The 20,344-nt window shown below is 64.7% G+C and carries 18 protein-coding genes; 10 read left to right on the forward strand and 8 right to left on the reverse strand.

Going from position 1 to position 20,344, the window contains the following annotated elements; all coding sequences use genetic code 11:
- Window positions 1–233: 233 nt before the first annotated feature.
- Window positions 234–950 (reverse strand): GntR family transcriptional regulator, encoded by a 717-nt coding sequence (locus tag JJB99_RS02755; RefSeq protein ID WP_200497282.1) that lies wholly within the window; start codon window positions 948–950, stop codon window positions 234–236.
- 91 nt (window positions 951–1,041) lie between these two features.
- Between JJB99_RS02755 and JJB99_RS02760 the strand changes: the two genes are divergently transcribed.
- The 5 genes from JJB99_RS02760 (at window position 1,042) to JJB99_RS02780 (ending at window position 6,296) form a co-directional block, all read left to right on the forward strand.
- Window positions 1,042–2,061: an ABC transporter substrate-binding protein gene (locus tag JJB99_RS02760; protein ID WP_200497283.1), complete on the forward strand. Its 1,020-nt coding sequence runs from the start codon at window positions 1,042–1,044 to the stop codon at window positions 2,059–2,061.
- Window positions 2,061–2,822 (forward strand): ABC transporter ATP-binding protein, encoded by a 762-nt coding sequence (locus JJB99_RS02765; protein WP_200497284.1) that lies wholly within the window; start codon window positions 2,061–2,063, stop codon window positions 2,820–2,822. Before JJB99_RS02760 ends, JJB99_RS02765 begins: the two co-directional genes overlap by 1 nt.
- Before the next feature lie 11 nt (window positions 2,823–2,833).
- Window positions 2,834–3,694, forward strand: a complete 861-nt coding sequence (locus JJB99_RS02770; RefSeq protein WP_200497285.1) for an ABC transporter permease — start codon at window positions 2,834–2,836, stop codon at window positions 3,692–3,694.
- The gene (araD, locus tag JJB99_RS02775; RefSeq protein ID WP_200497286.1) at window positions 3,691–5,427 is read left to right on the forward strand and encodes an L-arabinonate dehydratase; all 1,737 of its coding nucleotides are present in this window, start codon (window positions 3,691–3,693) and stop codon (window positions 5,425–5,427) included. The genes JJB99_RS02770 and araD overlap by 4 nt, the downstream gene beginning before the upstream one ends.
- 149 nt (window positions 5,428–5,576) lie before the next feature.
- A complete protein-coding gene (locus JJB99_RS02780) occupies window positions 5,577–6,296 on the forward strand; it encodes a ribonuclease activity regulator RraA (RefSeq protein ID WP_200497287.1) in 720 nt (239 codons plus the stop codon).
- A 107-nt stretch (window positions 6,297–6,403) separates the two neighbouring features.
- Here the strand turns inward: JJB99_RS02780 and JJB99_RS02785 are convergent, their stop codons facing one another.
- Window positions 6,404–8,509, reverse strand: a complete 2,106-nt coding sequence (locus JJB99_RS02785) for a S9 family peptidase (RefSeq protein WP_200497288.1) — start codon at window positions 8,507–8,509, stop codon at window positions 6,404–6,406.
- Window positions 8,510–8,840: 331 nt separating this feature from the next.
- On the opposite strand from JJB99_RS02785, the gene JJB99_RS02790 reads away from it, so the two are divergent.
- The gene (locus JJB99_RS02790) at window positions 8,841–10,277 is read left to right on the forward strand and encodes an MBOAT family O-acyltransferase (RefSeq protein WP_200497289.1); all 1,437 of its coding nucleotides are present in this window, start codon (window positions 8,841–8,843) and stop codon (window positions 10,275–10,277) included.
- The gene (locus JJB99_RS02795; RefSeq protein WP_200497290.1) at window positions 10,277–11,377 is read left to right on the forward strand and encodes a hypothetical protein; all 1,101 of its coding nucleotides are present in this window, start codon (window positions 10,277–10,279) and stop codon (window positions 11,375–11,377) included. The genes JJB99_RS02790 and JJB99_RS02795 overlap by 1 nt, the downstream gene beginning before the upstream one ends.
- An 83-nt stretch (window positions 11,378–11,460) precedes the next feature.
- On the opposite strand, the gene JJB99_RS02800 is transcribed toward JJB99_RS02795, so the two are convergent.
- The 3 genes from JJB99_RS02800 to JJB99_RS02810 all read right to left on the reverse strand — a co-directional run bounded on the left by JJB99_RS02800 (window position 11,461) and on the right by JJB99_RS02810 (window position 15,498).
- Window positions 11,461–12,648, reverse strand: coding sequence for a pyridoxal-phosphate-dependent aminotransferase family protein (locus JJB99_RS02800; protein ID WP_200497291.1), 1,188 nt, complete (start codon window positions 12,646–12,648; stop codon window positions 11,461–11,463).
- Between the two features lie 107 nt (window positions 12,649–12,755).
- On the reverse strand, window positions 12,756–13,478 hold the full coding sequence (locus JJB99_RS02805) for a thermonuclease family protein (protein WP_200497292.1): 723 nt from the start codon (window positions 13,476–13,478) through the stop codon (window positions 12,756–12,758).
- A 292-nt stretch (window positions 13,479–13,770) separates the two neighbouring features.
- Window positions 13,771–15,498, reverse strand: a complete 1,728-nt coding sequence (locus JJB99_RS02810) for a hypothetical protein (protein ID WP_200497293.1) — start codon at window positions 15,496–15,498, stop codon at window positions 13,771–13,773.
- 425 nt (window positions 15,499–15,923) lie between these two features.
- On the opposite strand from JJB99_RS02810, the gene JJB99_RS02815 reads away from it, so the two are divergent.
- A complete protein-coding gene (locus tag JJB99_RS02815; RefSeq protein ID WP_200497294.1) occupies window positions 15,924–16,772 on the forward strand; it encodes a caspase family protein in 849 nt (282 codons plus the stop codon).
- 53 nt (window positions 16,773–16,825) lie between these two features.
- Here JJB99_RS02815 and JJB99_RS02820 read toward each other — a convergent pair whose 3' ends face one another.
- From JJB99_RS02820 to JJB99_RS02830, 3 genes are all read right to left on the reverse strand, one after another.
- The gene (locus JJB99_RS02820) at window positions 16,826–17,713 is read right to left on the reverse strand and encodes an efflux RND transporter periplasmic adaptor subunit (RefSeq protein WP_200497295.1); all 888 of its coding nucleotides are present in this window, start codon (window positions 17,711–17,713) and stop codon (window positions 16,826–16,828) included.
- 371 nt (window positions 17,714–18,084) lie between these two features.
- Window positions 18,085–19,200 (reverse strand): lactonase family protein, encoded by a 1,116-nt coding sequence (locus JJB99_RS02825; protein ID WP_200497296.1) that lies wholly within the window; start codon window positions 19,198–19,200, stop codon window positions 18,085–18,087.
- A gap of 137 nt (window positions 19,201–19,337) precedes the next feature.
- Window positions 19,338–19,475: a hypothetical protein gene (locus JJB99_RS02830; protein ID WP_200500468.1), complete on the reverse strand. Its 138-nt coding sequence runs from the start codon at window positions 19,473–19,475 to the stop codon at window positions 19,338–19,340.
- 142 nt (window positions 19,476–19,617) lie between these two features.
- Here JJB99_RS02830 and JJB99_RS02835 point away from each other — a divergent pair, with 142 nt between their 5' ends.
- Both JJB99_RS02835 and JJB99_RS36645 read left to right on the forward strand, forming a co-directional pair.
- The gene (locus JJB99_RS02835; RefSeq protein ID WP_200497297.1) at window positions 19,618–19,794 is read left to right on the forward strand and encodes a hypothetical protein; all 177 of its coding nucleotides are present in this window, start codon (window positions 19,618–19,620) and stop codon (window positions 19,792–19,794) included.
- Between the two features lie 101 nt (window positions 19,795–19,895).
- On the forward strand, window positions 19,896–20,018 hold the full coding sequence (locus JJB99_RS36645) for a hypothetical protein (RefSeq protein ID WP_283816019.1): 123 nt from the start codon (window positions 19,896–19,898) through the stop codon (window positions 20,016–20,018).
- Window positions 20,019–20,344: the final 326 nt, after the last annotated feature.

A 20,344-nucleotide genomic window follows, 5' to 3' on the forward strand; every position in this document is an offset into this window, starting at 1 on the left:
AAATTGTTGCGCGGATTCCGTTCAGCCTGCAAGCACTTCGCGACGCTGCGGCGGTCATCGGGCGCACCTCGGCCCGGCGTGGTCATTATGCATGCTTCCGTGCACAAGGTCCCGCCCGAACGGGGCTTGGAACCATCCTGCGCCAGCCATGGGACTGGGCGCCGAACCTGGTCCCAGAGATATCGGCGCGCATGCCCGAACATTTGTTCTAAAGTTCGAAGAGTTATCGCAGCCTAGTCGGTCAGGTATTCCGGGTGATGGCTTCGGATATTATCCAGCTCGCTCAGCGTGCCTGACAGATGCTTGCGCAGGTGCTGTTGCGCGGCATCGGCATCGCCGGCCTCGATGGCGCGCGCGATCAGCCTGTGATGGCGCACGATGTTCTGGGCTTTGCCGGGCGAAGGCAAATGCAGCCGGCGCAGCCGGTCGATATGCCCGCTGCGGCTGCGGACGAGTGTCCACAAATCCTGCTTGCCGGCCGCGGCGTAGAGCTGCCCGTGAAAATCATTGTCGCCGGCCATGAACGCCTCGAACTCACCGGCCTTGGCGAATTGCTGTTGCAGCGCGATGGCGTGATCGAGGCGGATCACCAGCGCAGCGTCGGCGCTCGCGGCGAGGAGCCGGACGATCTCCAGCTCGAGTGCCTGACGCAGGAAATGCGCCTGCTGGGCGCGGCCGATGTCGATCCGGCTGACCACGGTCGCGTGCTGCGGGAAGACGTCGACCAGGCCTTCTTCCTCGAGCCGCATCAGCGCATCGCGCACCGGCGTCGAGCTGACGCCGAACTGGCCGGCAAGCTCGGCGCGCGACAGCGGCGCGCCCGGCGGCAGTTCGAGCGCGATGATCGCGTTGCGAAGGCGCTCGAACACCTGCGGCGCGGCCTGTCGGGCGCGATCGAGCCTTGATGCCGTCTTTGCGGGCGCGCGTGGCGCGGAGGCGACTACTTCCATATCGGGTCCCGCTTGCCTTTGATGCACTAATATATTAGTGCATCACCAGGGTCAACGCAGCTCGGCGCTAACCCGGAGGAAACACACAACAATGATTAAGCATCTTCGCAGCAAGCTCGCGGCTGGCATCCTGATTGCCGCGACCGCGCTCTCGGCATCGACCGCGCTGGCGCAGCAGAAATCCGAGGTCGCGCTGTCGCGCCAGCCCGGCATTTTCTACATGCCGAGCCACATCATGGAAAAGCTGAAGCTGATCGAGAAGCATGCGGCAGCGCTCGGCGTTCCCGGCGTCACCACCAAATGGGTCACCTTTTCCGGCGGCGGCGCGCAGACCGATGCGCTGCTCGCCGGCGGCGTCGACATCCTCAACACCGGCACCGGCAATCTGCTGCTGCTGTGGGACCGCACCCGCGGCGGCGTGAAGGGCATCGTCGCGACCTCGGCGCAGCCGATGACGCTGATCAGCCGCGACGCCAACATCAAGTCCATTAAGGATTTCGCCCCCGGCGACAAGATCGCGGTGCCGACGGTGAAGGTCTCGACCCAGGCGATCGTGCTCCAGATCGCCGCCGCCGAGGCGTTCGGCGCCGACCAATGGTCCAAGCTCGACGCCAACACCGTGCAGCTCGGCCATCCTGATGCCTATGCGGCGCTGTCCAATCCCAAGCACGAGGTGCACACCCACCTCTCGATTCCGCCGTTCACGTTCCTCGAATTGAAGAACGTGCCGGGCGCGCATGTCGTGCTGAACTCGCCCGACGTGATGGGCGGTCCGCTGAGCCAGGCGCAGTTCTTCACCACGACCAAATTCGCCGACGCCAATCCAAAAATCATCCAGGCGGTGCGCGATGCCACCAGGGAAGCGCAGGACCTGATCCGCAGCGACACCAAACAGGCGGTCGAGATCTACAAGGAGATCACCGCCGACAAGACCACCGTGGAAGATCTGCTCGATCTTCTCAAGCAGCCCGGCATGATGGAGTGGAATCTCGAGCCTCAGGGTACGATGAAATTCGCCGCGCATTTGTACAAGACCGGCACGCTGAAGACCCAGCCCAAGGCCTGGACCGACTATTATCTCCCCGTTGCGCACGACTTGAAGGGCAGCTGATGGCGCTGCTCGACGTCAACTCCGTGACGCTGCGCTACAAGACCTCGAGCGCAGTCGTCACCGCGACCGAGAGGGTGAGCTTCACCGTCGACAAGTCCGACCGCTTCGTGCTGCTCGGACCGTCCGGCTGCGGCAAGTCCACTTTGCTCAAGGCCGTCGGCGGCTACATGAGCCCGAGCGAAGGCCGCATGAGCATCAACGATCGCGAGATCAACGGGCCCGGCGCCGACCGCATGATGATCTTCCAGGAGTTCGACCAGCTGCTGCCTTGGAAGAGCGTGCTCGCCAACGTCATGTTCCCGCTGCTCACCGCGCGAAAACTGTCGCGCAGGGACGCCGAGGCAAAGGCGCGGGCCTATATCGAGAAGGTCGGCCTCACCCGCGTCGTCGATGCCTATCCGCATACGCTATCCGGCGGCATGAAGCAGCGCGTTGCGATTGCGCGCGGCATGGCGATGGAGCCGGACATTTTGCTCATGGACGAGCCGTTCGCCGCGCTCGATGCGCTGACGCGCAGGACCTGCCAGGACGAGCTGCTCCAGCTCTGGAGCGAGACCAGGTTCACGGTGCTGTTCGTGACGCATTCGATTGCGGAGGCGATCCGCATCGGCAACCGCATCCTGCTGCTGTCGCCGCATCCGGGCCGGGTCAAGGCCGAGGTGGTCGACGTCGACAAGGTCTCGAACGAAGACGGCAGCGCCGGCCGGCTGGAGAAGGAGATCCACGATCTCCTGTTCGCCGGCGAAGCAACAGCGCATTGAGGGAACAGCTGATGGGCGAAGCGAGAATATTGCTGCGTGACGCGCCGGTCGCCGCCACCGGGGCAGGCGAGGTCGAGCGCAAGCTGAGCGTGCTCGAGCTGCTCTGGAACGATGGCTTTGTCCGCAAGAGCGTCATCATCCTGTTCCTGGCCGCGGTCTGGGAAGCCTACGGCGTCACTCTCGACAACCCGCTGCTGTTTCCGACGCTGCACGACACCATCGTGACGCTGGTCGACCGCGTCAGGGACGGCACGATCCCGATGCGGGCATGGACCTCGCTGAAGGTGTTGTTCATGGGCTATTCGGCCGGGATCGTGCTGGCCGCGATCTTCACGATCCTCGCGATCTCCACCCGCATCGGCACCGACTTCCTCGAAACCGTCACCGCGATGTTCAACCCGCTGCCAGCGATCGCGCTGCTGCCGCTGGCCCTGATCTGGTTTGGGCTCGGCAACGGCAGCCTCGTCTTCGTGCTGATCCATTCGGTGCTATGGCCGGTCGCGCTCAACACCCATTCCGGCTTCAAGAGCGTCTCGAACACGCTGCGCATGGTCGGGCGCAACTACGGCCTGCGCGGGCTGCCTTACGTGGCCAAGATCCTCATCCCTGCCGCGTTCGGCTCGATCCTCACCGGCCTCAAGATCGGTTGGGCCTTTGCATGGCGCACGCTGATCGCGGCCGAGCTGGTGTTCGGCGTCTCCTCGGGGCAGGGTGGGCTCGGCTGGTTCATCTTCGAGAACCGCAATCTGCTCGACATACCCGCGGTGTTCGCAGGCCTCTTGACCGTGATCATCATCGGGCTCTTTGTCGAGAACCTGATCTTCCGCGCCATTGAGCGGAACACGGTCCAGAAATGGGGCACCCAATCATGACCAAGAAGAAAACACCCGACCAGCTCCGCAGCACGCGCTGGTTCGCGCCCGACGATCTCCGCTCGTTCGGCCACCGCTCCCGCACCATGCAGATGGGTTATGCGCCGGAGGAGTGGAAGGACCGCCCCATGATCGCGATCCTGAACACATGGTCGGACGCTCAGCCCTGCCACATGCACTTCAAGTCGCGCGTCGACGACGTCAAGCGCGGCGTCCTGATGGCGGGCGGCCTGCCGCTGGAGCTGCCGGCGCTGTCGCTGTCGGAATCGCTGCTCAAGCCCACCACCATGCTTTACCGCAACCTGCTGGCGATGGACGCCGAGGAGCTGCTGCGCAGCCATCCCGTCGACGGCGTGGTGCTGATGGGTGGCTGCGACAAGACGACGCCGGCACTGCTGTTAGGGGCGACCTCGATGAACATCCCGGCGATCTATCTGCCGGCAGGTCCGATGCTGCGCGGCAACTGGAAGGGCAAGACACTCGGCTCCGGCTCCGACGGCTGGAAATATTGGGACGAGCGCCGCGCCGGAAAAATCTCCGACAAGGACTGGCTCGATATCGAAGCGGGCATCGCTCGGAGCTACGGCACCTGCATGACGATGGGCACGGCTTCGACCATGACCGCGATCGCCGAGGCGATCGGCATGACGCTGCCGGGCGCCTCCTCGATTCCCGCCGCCGATGCCAACCACATCCGCATGGCCTCCGAATGCGGCCGCCGCATCGTCGAGATGGTGTGGGAAGACTTGACGCCGAAAACGATCCAGACCCGCAAGGCATTCGAGAACGCAATAGCGGTGGCGATGGCGATGGGCTGCTCGACCAACGCCATCGTCCATCTCATCGCGCAGGCCCGCCGCGCCGGCCAGGACATCGGCCTCGACGATTTCGAGGTCGCCAGCCGCAAGGTCCCGGTCATCGCCAACGTCCGGCCGAGCGGCGATACTTACCTCATGGAAGACTTCTTCTATGCCGGCGGCTTGCCAGCGCTGATGGGTCAGATCAAGCCGCATCTGCATCTCGACTGCGTCACCGTGACCGGCAAGACGCTGGGCGAAAATATCGACGGCGCTGAAGTTCACAATGCCGACGTGATCCGCTCGGTCGACAATCCCATCTACAAGGAGGGCGCGCTCGCGGTGCTCAAGGGCAATCTCGCGCCCGACGGCTGCGTTATCAAGCCAAGCGCCTGCGCGCCGCGCTTCCTCAAGCACACGGGGCCGGCGCTGGTGTTCGACGATTATCCGTCGATGAAGAAGGCGGTCGACGATCCCGATTTGGACGTCAGCGAGGACCACATCCTGATCCTGCGCAATGCCGGGCCGCAAGGCGGACCGGGCATGCCGGAATGGGGCATGTTGCCGATCCCGACAAAACTCGTGAAGCAGGGCGTGCGCGACATGGTGCGCATCTCGGATGCGCGCATGAGCGGCACCAGCTATGGCGCCTGCATTCTGCATGTCGCGCCCGAGTCCTACATCGGCGGCCCGCTGGCGCTGGTGCGGAACGGCGATCGGATCACGCTCGATGTCGCAGCGCGCACCATCAATCTCGATGTCCCCGACGCCGAGCTCGATAAGCGCCGCGCCGCCTGGAAGCAGCCTGAGCCCCGCTTCGAGCGCGGCTATGGCTGGATGTTCACCAGGCACATCAAGCAGGCCAATGACGGCTGCGACTTCGATTTTCTCGAGACCGATTTCGGCGCGCCGGTCGGCGAGCCGTCCATCTACTAACACCGTCGTTCCGGGGCGATGCGACGGGACAGCGAAGCGCGGCCCGGAGCATCGAACCCGGAACCCATTTCACCGCCGTGCGTGTGGCCCGATGGATTTCCGGGTTCGCGCTGCGCGTGCCCCGGAATGACGAACAGAGAGAGTATGAGATGACCAAACTCAGCGAAGCCAGCCGCAACAAGCTCAAATCCGTCTCCACCGCCACCGTGGCCACTGCGCTGTTCAAGCGCGGCCTGCGCATCCAGATGATCCAGGATGTGCACCCGCTCGGCCCCGACCAGCCGACCATGGTGGGCGAAGCCTTCACCTTGCGCTACATGCCGGCGCGCGAGGATCTCAACACCATCGATGTCTTCAGGGATCGCTCGCATCCGCAGCGCAAGGCGGTCGAGGACTGCCCTCCGGGCGCCGTGCTGGTGATGGACAGCCGCAAGGACGCGCGCGCGGCCTCGGCCGGTGCGATCCTGGTGACGCGGTTGATGAAGCGCGGCGTCGCCGGCGTCGTCACCGACGGCGGCTTTCGCGATTCCGCCGAGATCGCCAAGCTCGGTATTCCCGCCTACCACCATCGCCCCTCGGCGCCGACCAATCTGACGCTGCACCAGGCGATCGAGATCAACGTGCCGATCGGCTGCGGCGATGCGCCGGTGTTTCCCGGCGACGTCGTCCTCGGCGACGCCGACGGCGTCATCGTCATCCCCGCGCATCTCGCCGGCGAGATCGCAAGCGAGACCTTCGAGATGACCGCGTTCGAGGACTTCGTCACCGAGGAGGTCGGCAAGGGCCGCGGCATCTTCGGTCTCTATCCCGCCACCGATCCGCAGACGCTCACCGATTTTGCGGAATGGCGGAAGAAGAACGGAAGGTAGCGCAGCATCGCGCTGCCGTAGCCCGGATGGCGCGCAGCGCGATCCGGGACCGGTCTTGCCGGCTGCACCAATCCCGTATTACGCGGCGCTCCATCCGGGCTGCGAAGCTACACCTCCGCTTCCGCCATCCCCGCCGCCCACAGCGCAAACGCATACACGATCGCCACTTCGTCGAGCCGGTCGAACCGTCCCGAGGCGCCGCCATGGCCGGCCCCCATGTTGGTGCGCAAGAGGACCGGGCCGCCGCCGCTCATGGTCGCACGCAGGCGCGCGATCCATTTGGCGGGCTCCCAGTAGGTGACGCGCGGATCGGTCAAGCCGCCCATCGCCAGAAGCGCCGGATAGTCTTTTGCGGCAACGTTGTCGTAAGGCGAATACGAGAGAATGGTGCGGAAATCCTTCTCGCTCTCGATCGGATTGCCCCATTCGGGCCATTCCGGCGGCGTCAGCGGCAGGGTGTCGTCGAGCATGGTGTTGAGCACGTCGACGAACGGAACTTCGGCGACGATGCCTGCGAACAGCTCGCCGGCGCGGTTCGCGACCGCGCCCATCAGCATGCCGCCCGCCGAGCCGCCATGGCCGATGATGCGTTTTGCGCTGGTGTATTTCGCATCAATCAGCGCGCGGGCGCTGGCCGCAAAATCGTCGAACGAATTCGTCTTCTTCTCGCGCTTGCCGTCGAGATACCAGCCCCAGCCCTTGTCGGCGCCGCCGCGGATATGAGCGATGGCGTAGACAAAACCGCGATCGACCAGCGACAGGCGGTTGGCGCTGAACGAGGCCGGCATCGCCATGCCGTAGGAACCGTAACCGTAGAGCAGCAGCGGTGCCGAGCCGTCGAGCGTCAGGCCGCGGCGATACAGGATCGAGACCGGCACCTCGGCGCCGTCATGCGATGTCGCCATGATGCGGGTGGTGACGTAGTCGGCGACGTTGTGGCCCGAGGGTATCTCCTGGCGCTTGCGCAGGGCGCGCGTGCGCTTGACCATGTCGTAGTCATAGACTTCCGACGGCGTCGTCATCGACGAATAGGAGAAGCGCAGATTGGTCGTGTCGAACTCGTAGGAGCCCATGGTGTCGAGCGAATAGGCGGCCTCGTCGAAGGCGATGGCGTGTTCCTCGTTCGAGGCGAGGTCGCGGATCACGATCGACGGCAGCGCGTTGGCGCGCTCCAGCCGCACCAGATGGCCGGCATAGAGATCGAGGTCGATGATGTAGATGCCAGGGCGATACGGAATCAAATCGCGCCAGTTCTTGCGCTCGGGTGAGGAGAGCGGCGCGGTAACGATCTTGAAGTCGATGGCGTCGTCGGCATTGGTGAGAATGAACAGCTCGTCGCCGCGATCGGCCAGCGAATATTGCACGCCGTCCTCGCGCGCCGCGACCAGGCGCGGCGGCGCTTCCGGATTGGCGAGATCGATCAGCCGCTGCTCCGAGGTCTCGTGATCGCCGCCGGCGATCACGCAGAAACGCCCGCTGGTGCTCTCGTGCAGATGGGTGAACCAGCCGGCATCCTGCTCCTCATAGACCAGCGTGTCCTCGGTCTGCCTGGTGCCGAGCCTGTGCCGCCACACCTGCATCGGCCGGTGATTGTCGTCGAGCTTCACATAGAAGAAGGACTTGGCATCCTTGCTCCAGACCATGCCGCCGTCGGTCTCCTCGACGACGTCGTCGAGATCCGCACCCGTCGCCCAGTCGCGCACGCGGATCGTGAAATATTCCGAGCCCTTGGTGTCGGCGCTCCAGGCCTGCAGCGTGTGATCGTCCGAGTGCCGGCTGCCGCCGAATTTGAAATATGTGTGGCCCTTTGCCAGTGCGTCGCCGTCGAGCACGATATGCTCGTTGCCGCCGTCGCGCGGCATGCGGCCGAACAACTCATGCTGCCCGCCTTCGCGAAACCTGCGGAAATAGGCGAACGGCCCGTCCGGCGACGGCACGCTGGAATCGTCCTCCTTGATCCGGGAGCGCATCTCGCGCACCAGCGTCTTCTGCAGCGCAGAGGTATGGCCGAGCAGGCTCTCGGTGTAGGCGTTCTCTTCATCGAGATATTTGCGAATGTCGGGATCGAGCACCTTGGGGTCGCGCAGCACCTCCTGCCATTTCGCGTCCTTCAGCCAGGCATAATCGTCGGTCACGGTGATCCCGTGCCGCGTGAAGGAATGCGGCCGGCGCGGGGCGACGGGAGGCTGGGAAGGTGTTTTGGCTTGTGTCACGCGGTCCTCGTCATCTCTCATTCGTGCAGCGCTCTTTCTTCACCTCTCCCCGCCTGCGGGGAGGGGTTGAATTCGATCGCAGATCGAATTCGGGTGAGGGGGTACAGGTCTCACAACGATCTCATTCGCTGAGAGAGGCTCCTCACCCCAACCCTCTCAGGGCGAACGAAGTTCGTCCCGGCCCCGTAAGAACGGGGAGAGGGAGAAGAGGGTTTCGCCGCCTTATATCGTCTCGATTCCGCGAATTGCCAGCGTGCTGTGCCAAGTCGCCGGGTTGTTGCCCGCCCCCTTGTATGCTTTAGCCTCCATATCCCGCCGCCGGTCCAGCCTGATGCTGTTCAACTCCTACCCGTTCATCCTGCTGTTCCTCCCCGTGGTGCTGGGCGGCTATTTCTGGCTGGGGCGGCGCAGCAGTCTGGCGCCGGTGATCTGGCTGGCGCTGGCTTCGCTCGCCTTCTATGCCATTGGCAGCTGGCAGTTCGTGGCCCTGCTGTTGCTATCGATTGCGTTCAATTACGGCGTCGGCCATCTGCTCGTCGTGGCAAAGCTCCGCCCGTCACAGCGCAAGGCAGCGCTGGCGCTCGGCGTCGCCGGTGATCTCCTCGTGCTCGGCATCCTCAAATATGCCGGCTTCGCTACCGAGAACATCAATGCGCTGTTCGGCACGCATTTTGCGGTCCACATCCTGCTGCCGGTCGGCATCTCCTTCTACACCTTCACCCAGATCGCGTTCCTGGTGGACGCGTATCGTGGCCAGGTCGCGGCCTATGGGCTGCCGCATTACGCGCTGTTCGTAACCTACTTCCCGCATCTGATCGCGGGGCCGATCCTCCACCACAAGGACATGATCCCGCAATTCGAGCGGGAGGAGTCAAAACACCCGGACGCGCATCTGATCCTGTGCGGACTCATCATCTTCGCCATCGGCCTGTTCAAGAAGACCTGCCTTGCCGACGGCATCCAGCCGCTGGTCGCGCTCGCTTTCGAGGCGCGATCGCCCAGCTTCGACCAGGCCTGGCTTGGTGCGCTCGCCTATACGTTTCAGCTCTATTTCGACTTCTCCGGCTATTCGGACATGGCGATCGGGATCTCGCTGATGTTCGGCATCTTCCTGCCCGTCAACTTCAACTCGCCCTACAAGGCCACCAGCATCGTCGAGTTCTGGCGCCGCTGGCATATGACGCTATCGCAGTTCCTGCGCGACTATCTCTACATCCCGCTCGGGGGCAACCGCCACGGCCGCGTGCTGCGCTACGTCAACCTGCTGATCACGATGCTGCTCGGCGGGCTCTGGCACGGGGCGGCCTGGACGTTCGTCATTTGGGGCGCGCTGCATGGCGCCTATCTCTGTATCAATCACGCGTTCAATGCGTCGGTGCCGAGCGTCCCGCCGCTGCTCGCACGACCGGTTCGCGCTGCCGGTGCGTTGCTGACCTTCCTTGCCGTCGTCGTCGCCTGGGTGTTCTTCCGCGCCGAGAGCGTTGCCTGGGCGCTACGCGTTCTTCACGCGATGGCTGATCCCACAAATATCGTGTTCGGTCGCGAGGAGATCGCGGCGCTGGTGCTGGTCGCAATTTATGCCGCGCTGGTGTGGCTGGCGCCGAACACGCAACAGATCATGGGATACGATCACGGCAACCGCCGGGTCGGTGAGGCGTTAAGGGCAGGGCGCATGCGGCCGCTGATCCTCTATGGCGCGTCACTGGTGCTCGCGTTCGGCATTCTGGGCATCCAGAGCCATAGCGAATTCATCTATTTCCGGTTCTGATGCGCGGCACGTTCACCAGCGTGAATCGTCTATTGCTCGCCAGCATCGCATGCGTGCTGGGCGCGGCCGCGCTCACCTACGCCGTCGATCCCCTGCAACTGTTTCGTCCCTCGCGCCTGGCCTTCTATTCCGACGACACCCGCGTGCAGAACGCCGGGTTGATCCGCAGCCAGTCGTTCGACACCGCCTTCATGGGCACCTCGCTCGCGATCCATTTCCGCCAGAGCGACATCGACCGCGCGCTTGGCGTCCATTCGCTCAAGCTGGCCATGACCGGCTCCAACTCACGCCAGCAGGCCTTCGTGCTGGAGCAGGCCATCGACCGCGGCGCAAGGCGCGTGATCTGGGAGATGGACGATTTTATCTTCGTCGATGCCGCCGACATCGAGACCGATCCCTATCTCTCCGTCGATCTCTATCGCGGAACCGCCAAGGGCATCGCGTCCTACCTGTTCAGCACGGCGATGGCGAAGGAGTCGCTCTTTGCAGTGCTGCGGTCGGTCCCGCCGCTGCGGCGGCCGCTGGCGCGAGCGACGCCCTATCTACCCGTCAAGTTCGCGCTCGCCGATGTCGATGACATCCACGCGCTGCCGCGAAACTTCGACGTCGCGCGCAGCTACAACGCGGCGAAGACGCTGGCCTCGTTCGCCTACATCACCGCGCCCTCGCGCAGCCGTTTTCTCGGCGAAGGCTATGGTTACGACGCCATGGTCCGGCATTTCGAGCAGGACGCCGTTGGTCTGATCACGCGCCATCCGGACGTGACCTTCGACATCTACTTCCCGCCCTATTCGATCCTGCAATTCGTCGCGATGCGCGATGCTTCGCCGGAGACGCTGAAGATCGTCACCGATCTCACCGCGATCATTGCGCAGCGCCTGACGCAGTTCCCCAATGTGCGCCTCCACGATTTTCGTGCGATCAAGGCGGTGACGCACGACCTCAACAACTACGGCGACGTCATCCATCATTCGCCGGTGGTGGACGCGATGGTGCTGAACTGGCTGGGGAGCGGGGAGTATCGCGTCGATGGGAAGAAGCCGACCGCGTCACTGGACGAACTGAAGGCGCAGGTCGAGGCGTATCGGCTGCAGAAATAGCTATCGCAAACTCGATTGTCGTCCCTGCCTAGTGCGCAATTGCGCACGGGGCGCAGGGACGACAGCGGAGCTTGTCGTTACTCCTAAACCGCCACCTCTTCGCCGAGATAGGCGACCGCCGCTTCCAGTCCGCCTTTGCCATGCGGGATCTTCAGCGCGTTGAGCCCGATCTCGACCACCCCGAGCGTGCCGAGCAGCATCGGTGCGTTGATGTGTCCCATATGGGCGATGCGGAAGGCCTGGCCGGAGAGATCGCCGATGCCGGTGCCGAGCACGACGCCGCATTTGTCCTTGCAATAGCGCTGCAGCACTGCGGGATCATGGCCGTTGCTCATCGTCACCGTGGTCACGGTATTGGAGCGCTCGCTGGCTTCCGCGACGTTGAAGCCGAGCACCTGGCCTTCCGACCAGGCGGCGACCGCGCGGCGTGCGGCTTCGCCGAGCAGGCTGTGGCGATGGAAGGCGTTCTCCAGCCCTTCCTCGTGCAGCATGTCGATCGCCCGGCGCAGCGCGAACAGCAGATGCACCGGCGCGGTGCCGGCGTATTTGCGGTAGTTCTCGGTGCCCTCGCGCTCGCTCCAGCTCCAATAGGGCGTCGCCATGTTGGCGGTCTTGTGCACCTCGAGCGCGCGCGCGTTCGCGGCGACGAAGCCGAGGCCGGGCGGCGTCATCAGGCCCTTCTGCGAGCCGGACATCGTGACGTCGACGCCCCATTTGTCCATCTCGTACGGCATGCAGCCGAGCGAGGCCACGGTGTCGACCATGTACAGCGCGGGATGGCCGGCCGCCTTGATCGCCTTGCCGATCGCCTCGATGTCGTTCTGGACGCCCGAGGCCGTATCGACCTGGACCACGACGACGGCCTTGATGGTATGCTCCTTGTCGCGGCGCAGCCGCTCCTCGACCTCGTGCGGCCGCACCGCGCGCCGCCAGTCGCCCTTGAGCACCTCGACCTCGGCGCCCATCAGCGCGGCCGCATTGCCCCAGCCGATCGCGAAGCGGCCGCTCTCCAGCACCAGCACCTTGTCGCCGCGCGACAGCACGTTGCTCAGCGCGGCTTCCCAGGCGCCGTGGCCGTTGGCGATGTAGATGTAAGACTTGCCCCTGGTCGCAAACAATTTCGAGATGTCGCCGAGCAGGCTCTCGGTCAGATCGAGCATCTCCTTGGAGTAGATGTCGATCGCCGGGCGGTGCATCGCCCGCAGCACCTCGTCGGGCATCGTGGTGGGTCCGGGGATGGCCAGAAATTCCCGGCCCGCGCGAACGGTCATTGCTGTTGGTCCTTGTTGCTGGAGGACGGACTGGTGGGTCGCTGAATCACACTTTTACGCGCCGTGGGCGTCCGGGAAAAGCACGTAAAACGCAGGTCTGACGGCCTCTAACGCTTCGTCTCGCGGCAGCCCGCGGCCTCGGCTTCCTCGACCGAGCAGAACCAGCGGGTACCCTTGCTGATCTTCATCTTGATCTGCGCATACCAGCGGCTGGTCGGCTGGTGATAGATGCATTCGCCGGCGCTGTTGACATTGCCCTTGATGGTGCAGTCCGGCGACGGCGCGACCGGCCCGGAGGCCGAAGCGAGCAGGATCGCATGCGCGCCGTCCGGCGGCTTGGTCGCGCCCAATATCGTCGTCTTCTTGTTGCGCACGCGCCAGTCCCAGGGAGCGATGAAGGCACCCTGCCACATGCCGGCTTTTGCCTCGCGCGCGGCGGCTTCATCGGGCTCGTAGTCGCGGGAGAGGCGGGTGTAGGCCAGCGCCCAGCCGCTGCGCACCAGCCATTTCTGGATGTCCTCGCCGCCGACCTCGCAGCGCGCCACGGTGCGGCCGCGCCGGTCGACCGAACGGGCATGGCAGATCCAGCTCTTGCCTTCGGCATATTTGGCGAGCTCGTCACGGGCCGCGACGCCGCAGGTCCAGCGCTCGCCCTTGGTGTTGAGACAGAGCTGGTCGGTCGCGGGTGCGTCGATGCCGCCGAGCCGGATCCGCGTGCTGCCGATCACGACGGAGTCGCCGGCGCGGACTTTTGCCGTGCCGGTGATGTCGGCGGCCTGCGCCAGCGAGGGGGCGAGCAAAGACAGCGCAATCAGGACTTTTCGCAACATGCCGGTCCGCGTGTGATGAAAATGCCGATAGAGGCGCGCAATTGTGGTCGGCTTTTGGCCGGTGAGCCAGCATACGACCAACAGATAGGCTTTCAACTTCCCGTCATTGTGGCGCTTGCTTACCCTCTCCTGGAGGGGGAGGGTCGATCGCGCGCAGCGCGAGCGGGGTGGGGTGACGGTCTCTCCGCGACGAACAGTGCCCGAGTGGAAAGATCACCCCACCCGTCCCGCAATCTCGCTTCGCTCGATCGCGTGCCGACCCTCCCCCTCTAGGGGAGGGTAAGAAAGCGCCTCACCCCCGCGCCATCGCCCGCTTCGCCACTGCCAGTCCCATCAGCACGAAGGCCGACGTCACCTCCGGCCCGCCGACCAGAATCCGCGTCGGCGTCTTCATCTTGTTCCATTCATAGGCGCGGAACGGGCCGCGGCGGCCGCCTTCTCCGACGGCGGCGACGATCACGTTGAGCGCCGGCGCGAAGGCGCGCGGATCGGCGCCGAGATGGCCGAGCGCGATCAGCGCCAGTGCGGCGTCGAAGACGTTCATCTCGGCGGCCATCAGCTCGCCCTTGACGTAGGACAGCACGCGGTGGCGGATGAAATCGAAATCGCCGTTGGGATCGATCGCGGCCTGCGCGGCCAGCGGCAGCGCCAGGAATGCGGCATAGCAGCGGCCGAAATAGGCGCAGTAGAGCTCCGGCAGGTAGTAGATGTGCGAGCGCGGATTGGCGAAGGCGCCGCTCGCCGCCAGCCGCTTCTGGAAGCCGATGATCCGATGCACGGTCGCAAGCCGCGCCGGCGTCTCCAGGATTTTCCAGCGCGCGAGGTTGCGAAAACTCACCTCGAGAATGTCGAGATTGAGCGTCGGATCGAGATCGTTGCCGTAGGGCCGCTCGCCCTCGAGGTTGTCGATCCAGGTCGCAACGCCGCCCTCATAGTCGATGTTGTCGTTGAGCGGCACGGTCACGCGCGGCGCGTTGACGCCGGCACGCACCTGATAGCCCGCGTAGAAGTCCAGCAGCGGCTGGTCGATGATCGGATCAAGGCAGCCGGCCTGCGTTGCCGCGGAGATCGAGCACGCCGTGGTGTCGCAATCCGGCACGTAGATGCCGAAGCCGAGGTCCTGCTTGATCTGGGCGAAGAAGCGGGAAAAGCGCGGATGCGGCGCGGGCGCCAGCGCGGTGATGACGTTGAACCGCGCCCCGTCGATGCCCTCGACCTCCTCGCGGCTGATGTTGACGCAGAAATCGACCATGTCGGCGATCGCGCGCTCTGCCGCGATCTTGTCGGCGGGCGAGGCGAGCCCGGTCTCGACGAAGCTGAGCAGCGCCTCGATGAAGAACGCATCATAATAGGCCGAGCGGTGGCGGATCTGCACCGGCTCCCACATCGGCTCGGCGATGCCTTTCCAGGGCGGATTGACCACGGCGGCTGCGTGCGAACGCGCGATGAAGACGCGCGCGAGGTTGAACAGCAGCGACGAATTCTTGTAGCCGCGCGCATTCAAGCCGGTGAGCGCCATGATCAGCTCGCGCCCGCGAAAATCGGGATCGCCGATCAGGTTGAAGGCGGCATAGGTCGGCAGAAAACCGTTGCGGCGGTACGAGCCGAGCAGATGCTGCGCGCAATCGCGGATCACGCCGTCGATCTGCGATTGCTGTGGCGTCGCCGCGGTGAACGGCGCCGGCGGCGGCTTCGGATGATCGAGCGCGATGCTGTCGAGGAGATCGGCGACGGGCTGGCCGACCGCGGCCCAGTCGGGCTCGGCGTGATCGCGAGCATGGGAGAGCGCCGCGCGCAGCCGGGCCAGCTTCGCCTCATTGCGCAGCTCAGGCAGCCCGGCGCGGCGCAGCAGCAGGCGCAGTGCGGGATTGCCCAGCGCGATCTTGTAGAATTTGGCCAGATGCGGATCGCCGCTGGCAGGGCCCGCCAAGACGGGATCGCAGACGTCATAAAGGGAGGGGCCGTCCTTGCGGGCTGTCAGCGCCCGGCAGGCGGCACCGGCGAAATAATGAAAGCTCATGAAATACCTGGTCGCGGGGGGCTTGCCCGGGGCGACAGCGCACGTTCCAAGCCGCGCGCCGCTCCCTTGCAAGTCTTTGAAAAAGCTACCCGGATTCGCGGGAAATACAAATGTGACGGCAGTCACAGAGATTGCCTGTCTCAAGCGGGCATGATCGGTCCCGGCAAGGCTACGGGGACAGCTAAATTACACCAATCTCGCTCGCAGAATTAACAAGAGAATTCAGTGGCTTAGCTCAAATTTGGGGCGATCTATTGCCCCCCGGCCGATATCCAGTTAAGGGTTTGTTTGGTGCGGCGCCGCAAATTGCGCGCAATTCGGGGGCACACCCCCGGCCAATCCCTCAAACCTAAAGCCGCTATCGCGCTACTCAAACAGTGTGCGCGCGCTTGGCCGGTCTTTGGCACTGACAGGAATGAAGCGAGATGAATCTCAGGCAGCTCGACATTTCCCGACGCACGATCGCAGTCGCCGCAGCTCTCATCGGCACGGTGTCGCTCGTCATCGGCGCCCATGCTGCCCTCAACATGCGCGCGCTCGATGCCGCCAAGGCGGTTACGACCGACCAGGTCACCGGCTCGCTCGCCCAGACCTCGCGCCTCGCGCTCGTCATCGGCAATGGTCATTACCCCGACGCCAACGCGCCGCTGACGCAGTCGATCAACGATGCCCGCGCGCTGTCCTCGGCGCTGCGCAAGAACGGCTTTGACGTCGACATGGTGGAAGACGCCACCAAGGACGACATGGTCCGCGCCGTCAATCGCCTGAAGTCCCGGATCAAGCGCGACACCGTCGTGATGCTGTTCTTCGGCGGCTACGGCGTGCAGGCCGGCCGCGAGAGCTACATGCTGCCGGTCGATGCGGTGATCTGGAAGGAAAACGACGTCCGCCGCCAGGGCGTCTCCATCGACGGCGTGCTCGAGATGATGAAGGAGCAGGGCGCCAAGGCCAAGCTCGTCGTCGTCGATGCCTCCCGCCGTAACCCTTACGAGCGCCGCTTCCGCTCCTACAGCCATGGCCTTGCGCCGATCAGCGCGTCCGACAATGCGCTGATCCTCACCTCGGCCTCGCCGGGCAAGGTCGTCGACGACGGCAAGGGCGAGCACAGCGTGCTGGTCGGCGAGTTCCTCAACAATTTGAATGCGCAGGGCAGCGCCGAAGGCGTCTTCAACAAGACCCGCCTCGCCATCTCCCGCGCCTCCGAAGGCGATCAGGTCCCGACCGTGTCGTCCTCGCTGCTCGAGGACGTGCAGTTCAACGAAGCCGGCGGTTAGCTTTTGTTACCCTCCCCTCCAGGGGAGGGTGAAGCGCCTCACCGTATCAAGTTCTACTTCGCCGCCTCCGCGGCCATCACCGGGCGCACCGGGTCGCCTTCGCGCAGCAGCGCGCCGGCGCGGGCGACGACGATGTCGCCGTCGCTGAGGCCGTCGCGGACTTCGATATTGCCGCCCGACATCAATCCGATCTCGACACGCTTGGTCTCGACGCGATTGCGGCGGATCAGCTGCACCACGGTGCCGGCGGAGGAATATTGCACCGCCGTCAGCGGCACCGCGACGTTGCAGCTCTGTCCGGTCTTGATCAGCGCGCGCCCGCTCGCGTTCAGCAACAGCCGCTTCTGCGAGGCGATGCCGACATAGACCATGCCCTGCTGGATGTTCGGCTCGACCGTCGGCCCGATCCGGCGCACCTTGCCGTCGATATCGCCGGCGCCTGCAATGCGCACCGTCGCGGTCTGGTTGACCGCGAGCTTGCGCACGTCGGTCGTCGCGACGAGGCCGACGAGATCATATTCGCTGCGTGCCACGATCGTGAACAGCGCCTCGCCCTTGGCCGAGGCGAGATTGCCGATCTGCGCGGTCGAGGTCGCGATCACGCCGGCCACGGGCGCGGTGACCTGAAGCGTGCCGCCTTCGGGCAGCGCCAGCCGCGCCAAGACCTGGCCGGCCGTGGTGGTGTCGCCGGCTTCCGCCAGCACATCCGTGACCTTCAGGCCGGGACGCTCGGGCCGCACCGAGCTTTCCTCGCGCGCGACGATCGTGCCGGTGGCTTCGACGATGTCGGAGAAGCAGGATTTCGTGACCTTCAGCACCGTGACCGCAGGCCCCTTGGGCGCGTCGTCATCGGCGGCAAGTGCGATGGGAGCGGACAGCAGCAGCAGTCCGGTGAGCGCAACGAGATGTCTGGAAATGGAACGCGCAGGCAATGGACGCATCGGTCATTCCGGTTGGGGCCTTGACGGCCTCATCGATAGCAGAAGCGCCAGCGGTGGGCCAAGATCAGATCATGGTCCGGCCGGATGAGAAATGCCGCAGCGCAGGCGGCGCGATGCCGCCTGTTGAATTGGTCGTGGCAAGGAGAAAGAGGTTCGCGGCCTCTTACCCTCCCCTGGAGGGGGTCCGGGACGAGCGTAGCTCGCCCGTGGTCGATCGCGCGCAGCGCGAGCGAGGTGGGGTGATCTCTCCACGCGGGCACTGTTGGATGGGGAGAGACCGTCACCCCACCCCGTCTCACATTCCGCTGCGCTCCATGTGAGCCGACCCTCCCCCTCCAGGGGAGGGTAAGAAGGGAGGGTAAGAAAGAGCTTCACGGCAGGGTCAAAAACTCCACCCAGTTCGGCTTCTTGCCGGTCGGATAGGACTTCAGCTTCCCCAGCGCGCCGCTGCTCTGGTCGATGGCATAGACCGTCCTGCTGTCCGAGAGCTCGCCGACCGCGGCGAGATAGCGCCCGGAGGGATCGATGTGGAAGCCGCGCGGCTGCTTCTCGGTCGGCACGCTGCCGATCGTGGTCAGCTTGCCGCTTGATGCATCGACCTTGTAGGCGGTGAGCGTATTGGTGGTGCGCTCGGAGGCGTAGAGGAAGCGGCCGTCGGGCGTGATGTGCATGTCGGCCGCCCAGGGCTTTCCGTTAAAACCCTCGGGCAGCGCGGTGGTGCGCTGGATCTCATTCCAGGCGCCGCTCTTGGCCTCGTAGGCGAACGCGGCGACGTCGCCGTTCAGCTCGTGGACGAGGTAGACGAACTTTCCATTGGGGTGGAATACGAAGTGCCGCGGCCCCGATTTCTCCGGCACCTTGATAACAGGCGGATCGCTCGGCGTCAGCGTGCCCGCCGCGGCGTCGAAGGCAAAGGCCAGCACCTGGTCGGAGCCGAGATTGGTTGCGAACACAAAACGGTTGTCGGGCGAAGGCAGGAAGGCGTGTGCATTCAGCCCGGTCGGGATCACCTGCTTCGGCTCGCCGACAACGCCGTTTGGCTGGAGCGGATTGAGCGCAACCTTGTTGCCGCCATAGGAGGCGCTGAACAGGAATTTGCCGCTGCGGTCGACGGCGATGTTCGCCATGCTGTCGGCGAGCGGCCCGTTGCCGATGGGGCTGAGCTTGCCCGTCTTGGGATCGATCGCAAAGCTCACCGCCTGGAACGGCTGCGAGCGCACGCCGGCGATCAGTACGCGGTGGTCGGGCGTGATCGCGAGCGGCGTCGAGGAGCCGGGCTTCTCCACGCCGGTGAAGGCAGCGGTCTGCAGCAAGGTCATCTCGCCGCTGTCGGCCAGTTTGAATACGCTGATGTCGTTGCTGTCGGCGTTGCCGATATAGGCGAAGGTCTCGGCCATGCCGGGGCGGGCTCCAGAAACAAGGGCGAACAAGGCAAATGCGGCGGCGATCGCAGCGCGCGGGGCGCTGCGGCGTGTCGGTCTCAACATGGGGCTCCTCCATCCGGCCGGTGCGGCATTGTCGTTTTGACACAGAGGATAGCGGGAACCGTGCCGCCGCACCAAACTCCAGTTGGGATCAATCGATGCAGAAATTGTATCGGTTGCGCCAAAGAGGGTGAGCAGGATTATCGCGCCGCTGCCGTCTGGCTGCGGGACGGCAGGTGCGGACCGGCCGCATGGTCGGGTGCTCCGAGCAGGCTCCAGACGGCGACCGCCACCAGCGCGCAGGTCAAAATCGTCCAGACGACTAACCGCTTCCGCATCAGGCCAAATCCATCCGTCATCGATGCCCCGGGGCCGCTTCCAATCGTGCACTGCAAACCGCGACGATCCTATGAACTCATTCACAAGGACAAACTGTGGCGCCATTGCGAACCAAATGCCGTGCCCGCGCATTGATCCGGCATGCCCCGTGAAAACGATCTTGAAGGCAAGCCCGACATGGGCGGCAAGCATGGCGGTCAGGCCGGCCAACCCGAGCCGCCGCCGCGCCCGCGCCAAGGCGCGCACGACGAGGATGTCGTGGCAAAGCGCCACACCGGTCAAACCGATCGCAGCGCCCCGCCGACCAAACGAAAATAGCGCTTAGAAAATGAGCGTCTTGCCCGCGCTGCGCTTCAAAGGAACGGCAGCCTCGCCTTGCCGTTAGGTTCCCGCGGGCGCAAGGAAGCGGAGGCCGGCACGTGTTTTGGATTTATTGGGACACCGCATGGTCACTGATCATCAGCGGCATCATGTTCGCCACCATCGTCAGCCATCCCGACGCCGAGTTCGCCGAGATCCGGGCAGCGACGCAAGTGAAGTGAGCTCGCTTTGTATCGCAAGCCGCCGGCCAGACCGGCGCGGCCGCCGGCGAAGTGCTGGATTCGGCCAGGATGCTGGCGCGCCTGTTGGACGATCTCGAGCGCGACGCCGACCGCTTCGTTGGTGATCTCAGGGCGGCCTGATCAGGCCGCCAACAATGCCTCTTCTTTGGCTCGCCTTCTATTTCTCGCCCTCGATTTCCTCGACGAGACCTTCGACATCCTGCGATGTCCTTGCCTCCATTCTACCGCACCAGAGGGCGTCGGCGTCGCACTGACTGCTCCGGCGCACAATCACGACAAGATGCAATTGTGCAACACGATGCGCG

The organism is Bradyrhizobium diazoefficiens (assembly GCF_016616235.1).
In the GTDB taxonomy this organism is placed as follows: Bacteria; Pseudomonadota; Alphaproteobacteria; order Rhizobiales; family Xanthobacteraceae; genus Bradyrhizobium; species Bradyrhizobium diazoefficiens_H.

Coding starts and splice junctions, on each gene's coding strand:
- JJB99_RS02825 (WP_200497296.1), bottom strand. CDS start 19,200: ATGTTGAGACCGACACGCCGCAGCGCCCCGCGCGCTGCGATCGCCGCC.
- JJB99_RS02780 (WP_200497287.1), top strand. CDS start 5,577: ATGACCAAACTCAGCGAAGCCAGCCGCAACAAGCTCAAATCCGTCTCC.
- JJB99_RS02795 (WP_200497290.1), top strand. CDS start 10,277: ATGCGCGGCACGTTCACCAGCGTGAATCGTCTATTGCTCGCCAGCATC.
- JJB99_RS02815 (WP_200497294.1), top strand. CDS start 15,924: ATGAATCTCAGGCAGCTCGACATTTCCCGACGCACGATCGCAGTCGCC.
- JJB99_RS02770 (WP_200497285.1), top strand. CDS start 2,834: ATGGGCGAAGCGAGAATATTGCTGCGTGACGCGCCGGTCGCCGCCACC.
- JJB99_RS02805 (WP_200497292.1), bottom strand. CDS start 13,478: ATGTTGCGAAAAGTCCTGATTGCGCTGTCTTTGCTCGCCCCCTCGCTG.
- JJB99_RS02830 (WP_200500468.1), bottom strand. CDS start 19,475: ATGCGGAAGCGGTTAGTCGTCTGGACGATTTTGACCTGCGCGCTGGTG.
- JJB99_RS02800 (WP_200497291.1), bottom strand. CDS start 12,648: ATGACCGTTCGCGCGGGCCGGGAATTTCTGGCCATCCCCGGACCCACC.
- JJB99_RS02755 (WP_200497282.1), bottom strand. CDS start 950: ATGGAAGTAGTCGCCTCCGCGCCACGCGCGCCCGCAAAGACGGCATCA.
- JJB99_RS02810 (WP_200497293.1), bottom strand. CDS start 15,498: ATGAGCTTTCATTATTTCGCCGGTGCCGCCTGCCGGGCGCTGACAGCC.
- JJB99_RS02760 (WP_200497283.1), top strand. CDS start 1,042: ATGATTAAGCATCTTCGCAGCAAGCTCGCGGCTGGCATCCTGATTGCC.
- JJB99_RS02835 (WP_200497297.1), top strand. CDS start 19,618: ATGCCCCGTGAAAACGATCTTGAAGGCAAGCCCGACATGGGCGGCAAG.
- araD (WP_200497286.1), top strand. CDS start 3,691: ATGACCAAGAAGAAAACACCCGACCAGCTCCGCAGCACGCGCTGGTTC.
- JJB99_RS02790 (WP_200497289.1), top strand. CDS start 8,841: ATGCTGTTCAACTCCTACCCGTTCATCCTGCTGTTCCTCCCCGTGGTG.
- JJB99_RS02765 (WP_200497284.1), top strand. CDS start 2,061: ATGGCGCTGCTCGACGTCAACTCCGTGACGCTGCGCTACAAGACCTCG.
- JJB99_RS02820 (WP_200497295.1), bottom strand. CDS start 17,713: ATGCGTCCATTGCCTGCGCGTTCCATTTCCAGACATCTCGTTGCGCTC.